This is a genomic window from Streptomyces sp. NPDC046900, assembly GCF_040644975.1.
GTDB lineage: Bacteria > Actinomycetota > Actinomycetes > Streptomycetales > Streptomycetaceae > Streptomyces.
In genome coordinates this window covers 468,814-479,353 of the sequence record NZ_JBEYXD010000001.1, presented here as the reverse complement: position 1 = coordinate 479,353, position 10,540 = coordinate 468,814, and the positions used below count along the sequence as shown (strand labels likewise).

General features: G+C 71.7%; 6 protein-coding genes. 3 read left to right on the top strand and 3 right to left on the bottom strand.

Annotated features, from left to right (window positions below):
• Nucleotides 1-322: 322 nt before the first annotated feature.
• The 3 genes from ABZ904_RS02200 to ABZ904_RS02190 form a co-directional block, all read right to left on the bottom strand.
• Nucleotides 323-1,963 carry a PucR family transcriptional regulator ligand-binding domain-containing protein gene (locus tag ABZ904_RS02200; RefSeq protein WP_359391639.1) on the bottom strand — a complete coding sequence of 547 codons (1,641 nt, stop codon included), beginning with the start codon at nt 1,961-1,963 and terminating at the stop codon, nt 323-325.
• A 48-nt stretch (nt 1,964-2,011) separates the two neighbouring features.
• Nucleotides 2,012-3,394, bottom strand: a complete 1,383-nt coding sequence (locus ABZ904_RS02195) for an FAD-binding oxidoreductase (RefSeq protein WP_360994153.1) — start codon at nt 3,392-3,394, stop codon at nt 2,012-2,014.
• Between the two features lie 98 nt (nt 3,395-3,492).
• Entirely contained in the window at nt 3,493-5,295 is a 1,803-nt protein-coding gene (locus tag ABZ904_RS02190; protein WP_359391641.1) for a glycoside hydrolase family 15 protein, read from the bottom strand.
• A gap of 467 nt (nt 5,296-5,762) precedes the next feature.
• Here ABZ904_RS02190 and ABZ904_RS02185 point away from each other — a divergent pair, with 467 nt between their 5' ends.
• The 3 genes from ABZ904_RS02185 (at nt 5,763) to ABZ904_RS02175 (ending at nt 10,406) form a co-directional block, all read left to right on the top strand.
• A complete protein-coding gene (locus ABZ904_RS02185; RefSeq protein WP_359391758.1) occupies nt 5,763-7,430 on the top strand; it encodes a CTP synthase in 1,668 nt (555 codons plus the stop codon).
• An 85-nt stretch (nt 7,431-7,515) separates the two neighbouring features.
• Nucleotides 7,516-8,142 carry an NUDIX hydrolase gene (locus ABZ904_RS02180; protein WP_359391642.1) on the top strand — a complete coding sequence of 209 codons (627 nt, stop codon included), beginning with the start codon at nt 7,516-7,518 and terminating at the stop codon, nt 8,140-8,142.
• A 230-nt stretch (nt 8,143-8,372) separates the two neighbouring features.
• Nucleotides 8,373-10,406 (top strand): tetratricopeptide repeat protein, encoded by a 2,034-nt coding sequence (locus ABZ904_RS02175; RefSeq protein WP_360994395.1) that lies wholly within the window; start codon nt 8,373-8,375, stop codon nt 10,404-10,406.
• The last annotated feature ends 134 nt before the right edge of the window (nt 10,407-10,540 follow it).

Here is a 10,540-nt window from a genome sequence, read left to right as displayed (position 1 = left end):
GTGTGGCGGACGACCGCCTCACTCGCGGCGTACGTACGCGCCGAGGTGCGTCACCCGATGCCGGACGGCAGCCCGGGTCAGGGCAACACCATGGGCGACGCCCTGCTGTTCGGCCCCATGGCCGCGCTGACCAACCCCATCTTCCTGAACACGACGTCGCGAGGCTGACGTTCGGCCGTAGTTCCTGGGCGCGGCGGGGCTCACCCCTCGCCGCGCCCGGCCGGCGGCACGTCGGAGCCGACGTGAGGCGTCACTTCGGCGTGCTGCCCGGCGACGGAGCCGTCCTTGCGCGGTCCGTCTCCGACATCCCCGCACAGCACACCTAGGGCACATGCCTCCGGGCCCGCAGCGCCAGGCTGAGGGCCAGCACCGTCTGCGGGTCGTCGAGGTCCGTGCCCAGCAACTCACCGATCCGGGCGAGCCGGTTGTAGAGGGTCTGCCGGTTCAGATGCAGTTCGCGAGCGGTCTCCGCCTTGCGGCCCGCATGCGCCAGATACGTCTCCAGCGTGGGCAACAGCGGCGGCCTGGAGCGCAGGTCGTGCTCGCGCAGCGGGCCGATGGCACGGTCCACGAAGGCCGCCAGGTCCGGGTGGTCGCGCAGACGCCACAGCAGGAGGTCGATGTCGAGGCGGCGGGCGTCGTACCAGGGGTGCTCCGGCAGCCCCTGCGCCGCCGCCGCCGTCTCCGCCGCGTGCCGCAGCCCCGCCGACGCCGCCGCCCAGCCGCCCGCGACGCCGACCACGACGACCGGCGGCCGCACACCGGGGCGTTGTATCCCGGCCCGCTCCACTCCCGCCCGCAGCGCCGCCGCCACCCGGTCGGCGACCGCCGAGCGCTCCGACTCCGAACGCAGACCCAGCAGCAGCGGCACCCGGCCCTCCACCGGCCGGACACCCAGCAGGAGCGGCACGCCCACGGAGGCCAGTTCCTCCGCGACGGCCCGCGCCAGGACCGCCCAGCCCCCGCCGCCCGGCGCGAGGCCGTCCGCGAGCCGCATCACCACCGGCAGCAGGGGGCCGCTCCCCGGTCTGAAGCCGAGCACCCGGGCCTGCGCGGGTGCGTCCTCGGCAGCGATCCGGCCCTCGGCGAGGTCGGTGAGGAAGTCACCGCGCCCGCGCGCCGCCAGCTCCTCCTCCTGCCGGGCCTGCATCAGTACCACCGCGAGGATGCCCGCGGCCCGTTCGGCGGCGATGCGATGCACCGGCGCGACCGGCGCGCTCACCGGTAGCAGCACCAGCCTGGCCCGCACGGAACCGGTGCCTGGCCCGCCGCCCGGCACGTCGACGAGCGTCGTCCCGGCCGGGGGCTCGTCCTTGTGCTGGCCCCGCAGGCCCTCCCACACCTGGAGCGGGTCCGTGTCCGCCGGGCCCGTCCCGGCGGCGTACAGCAGCTGACCGTCGGCTGTCTCCAGGAACACCGGATTGCCGCTGAAGTCGGCCAGGATGGCGAGCACTTGGGGCACCCCGCCGCCGCCGAGCAGCGCCTCGGTGCAGCGGCGGTGCACCTCCTCGGCCTGCTGGAGCAGGGCGTAGTGGCCGTTGACGATCTCGGTGTGGATCTCCTCGGTGACCGCCACGAACGGCACCTCGCGGTGCAACTGGACGAGCGGCAGCCCGGCCGTGCGGGCCGTCTCGACGAGTGCGGCGGGCAGCCGGGCGAAGCGCGGGCCGAGCTCCACCACCAGGGCCGCGATACCGCGCTCGGCCAGCGTACGGACGAACGCGCGCTGGTCGGCGGGGCGGGTGCCGAGGCCGTAACCGGTGGTCAGGAGCAGCTCTCCGCCCTTGAGCAGCGAGGCGATGTTCGGGACCTCGCCCGCGTGCACCCACCGCACCGTCCGGTGCAGCCGGTCCGCGCCGGCCAGTACCTCCGGCAGCCCGCTGCGCAGCCCGGGCAGTTCCAGTGCCCGCCGCACGGTGATTCCGGCGCCCTGGGCGTCCTCGGGGTCGAAACGGCTGTCCATGCGGTGACGCTACCTGCGCAAAGGCCCCGGGCGCACCGCCGGCCCCGGTCAGGCGGGCGGGATGTTGTGGTTGTACCGGAACACGTTGTCCGGGTCGTACTGGCGCTTGACCCGGGCCAGCCGGTTGAAGTTCTCGGTGCCGAGGCCGGCCACCACCCGGTCCCTGCCCTCGTCCCCGATGAAGTTCAGATAGACCGCCCCGGTGCTCCAGGGCCGTACGTCGGCGCGCAGGTCCCTGACCCAGCGCAGAGCCTGCTCGTCGTCCGCCGGGTCCTCCCAGACGCCGAAGGGGTGCACGGTCCAGGCCGCACCCCGGTAGGGGACCGGGTACTCGCCGGGTCCGGAGGCGATCGCGCCGCCCTGTGGGAAGAGCACATGCTGACACTCGGAGGGCACGGGCATCGCGGGGGCGCGGGCGCAGAAGACGTCGACCAGTTCGTCGGGCAGGCCGGTCACGTACTCGACCGACCAGTAGTTCCGCAGCCCGGGCGGGTCGTCGAGCATGCACTGCAGGTCGGCGTAGGGCATCGCGGCGACGACCTCCGCCTCGTGCGGCAGCGCCAGCAGCGGCTGGGCGATCTTGCGCAGGCCTTCCTCGCCGCCGACATAGGTGACCAGTGCGGTGCACAGCAGTGTGCCGACCAGGTGCTCGGGGACGAACGGCTCGGGCGGGCCCGTGATGTACAGCACGGCGCCGCCCACCTCCGGCGGTCCGGTGGCGATGATGTCGCGGTAGGTCCGCACCACCTCCGGGCCGGTCTCGGGCAGGAACACGAGCAACGCGACGGAGAACTCGGGCAGCTCGTGCAGCTTGAGGGTGAGCGCGGTGGCGACGCCGAAGTTCCCGCCGCCGCCGTGCAGGGCCCAGAACAGCTCGGGGTTCTCCTCGGCGGTCGCGAGCACCGTGGTGCCGTCGGCGGTCACCAGCTCCACGCCGAGCAGGTTGTCCACGGCGAGGCCGAAGGCGCGGTCCAGCCAGCCGTTGCCGCCGCCGAGCACGAAGCCGCCGACGCCGGTCGTGGAGACCCGGCCCCCGGTGGTGGCGAGAGAGTGCGGCTGGGTGGCGCGGTCCAGATGGCTCATCAGGGCGCCACCCTCCACCCGCACCGCCGCGGACCCGGGATGGACCGTGATCGCGTGCATCCGGCGCAGGTCCACGACCAGGCCGTTGTCGTTCAGCGCCATGCCCGCGACGCTGTGACCACCGCCGCGGACCGCGATCTTCAGATCCAGATCCCGGGCGAAGCGCACCGCCCGGACGACGTCGGCCGTCCCCTCGCACTGCGCGATCACGGCCGGGTGGCGGTCGATCAGCGCGTTGAAGACGGTCCGGGCCTCGTCGTAGCCCGAGTCACCGGGGGCGAGGACCTCGCCCTCGAGGTCCTCACGGAGCACGGCGAGCGCCGCGCCCGCCTTCGACGAGGAAGCCATGGCAGCCTCCCCTTCCAGCGAGGGGACACATCTGCCATCAGCCTAGGCGGGCAGGGCGCACCGGTCTTGTTCGGCGGCGGCGTGCGGAGGGGACGGACTCAGCCGCCGTACGCGCCGGATGCGGTCAGCCGCAGGGCGGTGTCGATCAGCGGGACATGGCTGAACGCCTGCGGGAAGTTCCCGACCTGCCGCTGCAGGCGCGGGTCCCACTCCTCGGCGAGCAGGCCGAGGTCGTTGCGCAGGGCGAGCAGCTTCTCGAAGAGCTTGCGGGCCTCGTCCACACGGCCGATCATCGCGAGGTCGTCGGCCAGCCAGAAGGAGCAGGCGAGGAACGCGCCCTCGTCACCCGGCAGCCCGTCCACGCCCTCCTCCGCGCCCGCGGTGGGGTAGCGCAGGATGAAGCCGTCGGGAGTGGACAGCTCGCGCTGGATCGCCTCGATCGTGCCGATCACGCGTTTGTCGTCCGGCGGCAGGAAGCCCATCTGCGGGATCAGCAGCAGCGAGGCGTCCAGTTCCCTGGATCCGTAGGACTGTGTGAAGGTGTTGCGCTCCTTGTCGTAACCCTTCTCGCACACGTCCCGGTGGATGTCGTCGCGCAGCTCGCGCCACTTCTCCAGCGGCCCGTCCGCGTCGCCGGACTCGATCAGCTTGATCGTGCGGTCGACGGCGACCCAGGCCATGACCTTGGAGTGCACGAAGTGGCGGCGGGGCCCGCGCACCTCCCAGATGCCCTCGTCCGGCTCGTCCCAGTGCTGCTCCAGGTAGCGGATCAGCTTCAACTGGAGCAGCGAGGCGTAGTCGTTGCGGGCCAGGCCCGTCATATGGGCCAGGTGCAGGGCCTCGGTGACCTCGCCGTACACGTCGAGCTGCAGCTGGTGGGCGGCGCCGTTGCCGACGCGCACCGGGGCCGAGTTCGCGTAGCCGGGCAGCCAGTCCAGCTCGGCCTCACCCAGTTCCCGCTCGCCCGCGATGCCGTACATGATCTGCAGGTTCTCGGGATCGCCGGCGACGGCCCGCAGCAGCCACTCGCGCCAGGCGCGGGCCTCTTCGCGGTAGCCGGTGCGCAGCAGTGAGGACAGGGTGATCGCCGCGTCGCGCAGCCAGGTGTAGCGGTAGTCCCAGTTGCGCACGCCACCGATCTCCTCGGGCAGCGAGGTCGTGGGTGCGGCCACGATGCCGCCGGTCGGCCCGTAGGTGAGGGCCTTCAGCGTGATCAGGGAGCGGACCACCGCCTCGCGGTACGGACCGTGGTACGTGCAGTGCTCCACCCACTCGCGCCAGAAGTCCTCGGCCGCCTCGAGCGACTGCTCGGGCTCCGGCAGCGGTGGCGGCTTCTGGTGCGAGTGCTGCCACGAGATGGTGAACGCGATCCGGTCGCCCGGCGCGACCGTGAAGTCGGCGTACGTCGTCAGTCCCTTGCCGTAGGTCTCGGCCTGGGTGTCGAACCACACAGAGTCGGGTCCGGCGACGGCGACGGTGCGGCCCTCGTGCTTGTGGACCCAGGGCACGACCCGTCCGTACGAGAACCGCATGCGCAGCGCCGACCGCATCGGCACCCGGCCGGTGACGCCCTCCACGATGCGGATCAGCTGCGGGGCGCCGTCACGCGGGGGCATGAAGTCGACGACCCGGACCGTGCCGCGCGGGGTGTCCCACTCGGACTCGAGGATCAGGGAGTCACCGCGGTAGGAGCGCCGGGTCGCCGTCGGCGGCTGGGCGTTCGGCGCGTGGGCAGGACCGAGCCGCCAGAAGCCGTGCTCCTCCGTGCCGAGCAGTGCTGCGAAGACGGCATGGGAGTCGAATCGGGGCAGGCACAACCAGTCCACGGTGCCGTCCCGGCAGACCAGCGCCGCGGTCTGCATGTCTCCGATGAGTGCGTAGTCTTCGATGCGCCCGGCCAATTGAACTCCAGTCGAACGGCCACGTCGCCCTCGAGGGGCGGTCGCTCTTGCGGTCATGGGGTTGGTGAGAAAGTTCGTTGTCCACCGACCCATTCGGAAAAGAAGCAGTCGATGTTCAACGATCTGACGAGCTCTTGTTGTTCCGGTGACGGGCGGGGGGTGGTGCCCTTTTCCGGATGTGCTCGGCAGCGAGTGTCCGAGCAGGATACGACGCACCTCCATGATCCGCGCGCCGCTCCGGATAACGCGAGTGCGCCGAACGAGTGGGGCGCGGGTGACTGTCGCGCGTCTGTGGTGACACATGCGCGGAGCGTGGCCGGAAGCAGTCCCGCCCGGGCGCTGATACGCTGGTAGCCCGTGGACCGGTGGGCACGAAACCCCCGAACCGCAGCGACGGCACCCCCGACATCCCTCGGAGGACCAGCCGTACCGCACCAGACCGCGACCACGGGAGCCCCCTCTTGGCCATGCCGCCCGCTGCTTTCCGAACCAGCAAAGCCACGACGACCAAGCACATCTTCGTCACCGGGGGTGTCGCCTCCTCGCTCGGCAAGGGCCTGACGGCGTCAAGCCTCGGCATGCTGCTCAAGGCGCGGGGCCTGCGCGTCGTCATGCAGAAGCTCGACCCGTACCTGAACGTGGATCCGGGCACCATGAACCCCTTCCAGCACGGTGAGGTGTTCGTCACCAACGACGGCGCCGAGACCGACCTGGACATCGGCCACTACGAGCGCTTCCTCGACCGCGATCTGGACGGCTCCGCGAACGTCACCACCGGGCAGGTCTACTCGACGGTGATCGCCAAGGAGCGGCGCGGCGAGTACCTGGGCGACACGGTGCAGGTCATCCCGCACATCACCAACGAGATCAAGCACCGCATCCGGCGCATGGCCACCGACGAGGTGGACGTGGTGATCACCGAGGTCGGCGGCACGGTGGGCGACATCGAGTCGCTGCCGTTCCTGGAGACGGTGCGCCAGGTCCGCCACGAGGTCGGCCGTGACAACGTCTTCGTGGTGCACATCTCACTGTTGCCGTACATCGGTCCCTCGGGCGAGTTGAAGACCAAGCCGACCCAGCACTCGGTGGCCGCCCTGCGGAACATCGGTATCCAGCCGGACGCGATCGTCCTGCGCTGCGACCGCGAGGTCCCGACCGCGATCAAGCGCAAGATCTCCCTGATGTGCGACGTGGACGAGGCGGCGGTCGTGGCCTGCCCCGACGCCCGCTCGATCTACGACATCCCGAAGGTCGTGCACACCGAGGGCCTGGACGCCTATGTCGTCCGCAAGCTGGACCTGCCGTTCCGCGACGTGGATTGGACGACCTGGGACGACCTGCTCGACCGCGTCCACAACCCGGAGCACGAGGTCACCCTCGCCCTGGTCGGCAAGTACATCGACCTGCCCGACGCCTATCTGTCGGTGACCGAGGCGCTGCGCGCGGGCGGTTTCGCCAACAAGGCCCGCGTGAAGATCAAGTGGGTCACCTCCGACGACTGCAAGACCCCGGCGGGCGCCAAGAAGCAGCTGTCCGACGCGGACGCGATCTGCATCCCGGGCGGGTTCGGCGACCGCGGTGTGTCCGGCAAGGTGGGCGCCATCCAGTACGCCCGCGAGAACAAGATCCCGTTGCTCGGACTCTGCCTCGGCCTGCAGTGCATCGTGATCGAGGCGGCGCGCAACCTGGCCGACATCTCCGACGCGAACTCCACCGAGTTCGACGCGGCCACCGGCCACCCCGTCATCTCCACCATGGCCGAGCAGCTCGACATCGTGGCGGGCGAGGGCGACATGGGCGGGACGATGCGGCTCGGCATGTACCCGGCCAAGCTGGCCGAGGGCTCGATCGTGCGCGAGGTGTACGACGGCAAGGAGTACGTCGAGGAGCGCCACCGCCATCGCTACGAGGTGAACAACGCCTACCGGGCCGAGCTGGAGAAGAAGGCGGGCATCGTGTTCTCCGGTACGTCGCCCGACGGCAAGCTCGTCGAGTACGTCGAGTACCCGCGCGAAGTGCACCCTTACCTGGTGGCGACGCAGGCGCACCCAGAGCTTCGCTCCCGTCCGACCCGACCGCACCCGCTCTTCGCCGGCCTGGTCAAGGCGGCCGTCGAGCGCAAGAACGGCAAGTGACACAAGAGCTGTACGGTGGCCGGGGTGCGCGTCCCGCGGGAGGCGTACCCCGGTTCGTGCGAGGGCGTGGGAGGAACAGGGCGACATGACGATCAAGGACACCCCCGAGGAGTGGGAGGTCAGGGCGAGTCAGACCCCGTTCGTCGGCAAGAAGACCTCGGTCCGCACCGACGATGTGGTCATGCCCGACGGCTCGGTCGCCCGCCGCGACTACCAGGTGCACCCCGGCTCGGTGGCCGTCCTCGCCCTGGACGACGACGACCGGGTCCTGGTCATCCGCCAGTACCGCCACCCGGTGCGCCACAAGCTCTGGGAGATCCCGGCCGGACTCCTCGACGTCCCCGGTGAGAACCCGCTGCACGCCGCCCAGCGCGAGCTGTACGAGGAGGCGCACGTCAAGGCCGAGGACTGGCGTGTGCTGACCGACGTCTACACCACCCCCGGGGGCTGCGACGAGGCGGTGCGCATCTTCCTCGCCCGAGGTCTGTCCGAGGCCGACGGCCGGCGCTTCGAGGTGGAGGACGAGGAGGCCGACATGGAGCAGGCCAGGATCCCGGTCCAGGAACTGGCCCGGGGCGTGCTCGCCGGCGAGCTGCACAACAACTGCCTCGTGGTCGGCGTCCTCTCACTCCTCGCCGCGCGCGGCGGCGACGGTCTCGACGCCCTGCGTCCGGCCGAGGCGCCGTGGCCGGCACGGCCCTTCGAGGCCTGACCACCTCTGAGGCACCTTCGCTCACGGGCCTCACAACCCTCCGACCATGGCGGTCGTACCATCGGCTGATCCGATCGGGGGATGTGCCCGCCGTGGTCCACCGGGATCGTCGCAGAGCGTCAACTAGGCTCTGGGAACGACCCGCCCCAAGGCATCGGCGGGCCCGTGTGCGCAGTGGGACGGGAGCGTGGCCCGTGGCGGATCAGGCGGTGGAGACACCCGGCGTCGAGCTGTGCCGGGGCGAGCGGCCCGCCGCCCCCGTGGACGGTCAGTTCCTCGGCCGCACACGGGAGTTGAAGGAACTCATGCTCGACATCGAGCGTGCGGGACTCGACACCCTCTCCGGCCGCAAGACGCCCCGGGCCCGGGTGCTGCTGATCGCCGGCCGCCCCGGTTGCGGCCGCACCGCACTCGCCGAGGAACTGGTGCGCCAGGTCGCACACCGTTACGAGGACGGCGTGCTGCGGGCCCGCCTCAGAGAGCCCGACGGCACACCCGTACCGACCGAGCGCACCGCCCGCGAACTGCTGACCGCCCTCGGCCTGCCCGCCCCCGCGGGCGCCGACGGGGACGAGCTGGGCCAGGCGGTGCGCGAGGGCCTGGCGGGTCGTCGCGTGCTGCTTCTGCTCGACGACGCCATGACCGCCGAGCAGGTGGACCCGCTGCTGCCCGAGGCTCCCGACTGCCTCGTCGTCGCCGTCTCCGAGGGCCCGCTGACCGGTATCGCGGACGTCCGTCCCTGCACCCTCGGCGGACTCGACACCAAGTCGGCCCAGGAACTGCTCACGCGGTACACCGGATCGGTGCGCGTCACCGTCGACCCGAGCGCCGCCGAACGGCTGGTCGAGGAGTGCGCAGGCCACCCCGCCTCACTCGTCCTGGCCGGCGGCTGGCTGGCCGCCCGTCCCAAGGCGGGCGTCGCCGACCTCGGCAAGCAGCTGCGGGCCGGCGGCGACGAGGGACCGCCACTGGCCCGGGTCTTCCGGCTCGCCCACGCGGGGTTGCCGGGCACCGCCCAGCGGATGCTGCGCCTGCTCCATCTCGCCCCCGTCGGCCTTGTGGACCCGCACACCGCCTCCGCGCTCGCCGGCTGCTCGATGGACGACGCCCGCACCGCCCTCGAGGAGTTCACGGCCCACGGTTTCCTGCGACGCGTCGCCTGCGCCGTACCGCAGTACGACGTACCCGGCTGTCTGCTGCCCCTGCTGCGAGGCCTCAGCGGCAGCCAGGACCGCCCGGCCGAGCTGCAGCTGGCCCGGGCGCGGATGCTGGAGCGGACCGTACGGCTGCTGCAGTCCTGCCGCGCGATCACCGAGACGGACAGCCCGCAGGCCCGCGAGAAGCTGGCCGGACTGCCCAAGGCCCTGCGCTTCGAGAGTCCCCGGGCCGCGGAGGACTGGTTGCGCGTACGGCAGCCCGCGCTGCTGGCCGCGGCCCGCCTCGCGGTCGCCGACGGCGAGCTGGACACCCTGGCCAGGCGCCTCATGGCCGCGCTGGTCAGGGCCGTGGTGGCGCACTTCGGTACCCAGGCCGCGGCGCCCGAGCTGTACGGCATCCACCGGCTGGTACTCGATGTCGCCGAGCGCCGCGACCTGCCCCGTGAGCAGGCGGCGGCCCTGCTGAACCTCGCTGACCTGGACGCCCAGACCGGCCGTACGACGGAGGCGCTGGCCCGCTACCGGGCCGCGCTGGACGCCGGACGGCGCGCCGAGGACCCGTATGCGACGGCGCGCGCAATGGAATCCGTAGCAGGCGCCCATCAGGAGCTGGGCGACTACGACCGGGCCGCCGACTGGTACGGCCGGGCGCTCGCCCAGCGGCTCGCCCGCGACGAGGGCGCGGACGCCGCCCGGCTCTACGGCCGCATCGCGGCCGTCCACACCTACGCGGGCCGCTACGGCGAGGCGCTCCGCAATTGGCGCGCGGCGGTGGCGGGACACCGCAGGAACGACGATGTCGCCGCCCACGCACGGGCCTTGAGCGAGCTCGCCCGGGTCCAGGAGTACGCCGGCCGGCCCGAGGAGTCGCTGCGCACCTGCCAGGAAGCGGTGGAGTGGGCGCGGCGCGCCGAGGATGTACGGCTCCAGGCGGCGCTGCAGCTCAGGCTGGCCGACACTCTCGAACGCCTCGGCGACCCTGCGGCCGCCGGTCTGCAGCGGGGGGCCGCCTCGCGAATGCTGGGTGAAGTGGGTCCGGAAGACGCCGAAAACCAGGAACCCGCCGGTAACGCCTACGAAATCCGCATTGCATCAGCTGAAGATTGATGCAATGAAAGGCTAGACAGCGGGAACACCTTCATTAGACTGGCTCTGCCGCACATTCTCCGCGGTGTCTCCCGATGTGCCCCTGCACGTCCGGGTATGCAGTTCAATGCCCCACATTCCCTGAGTCAAGGACC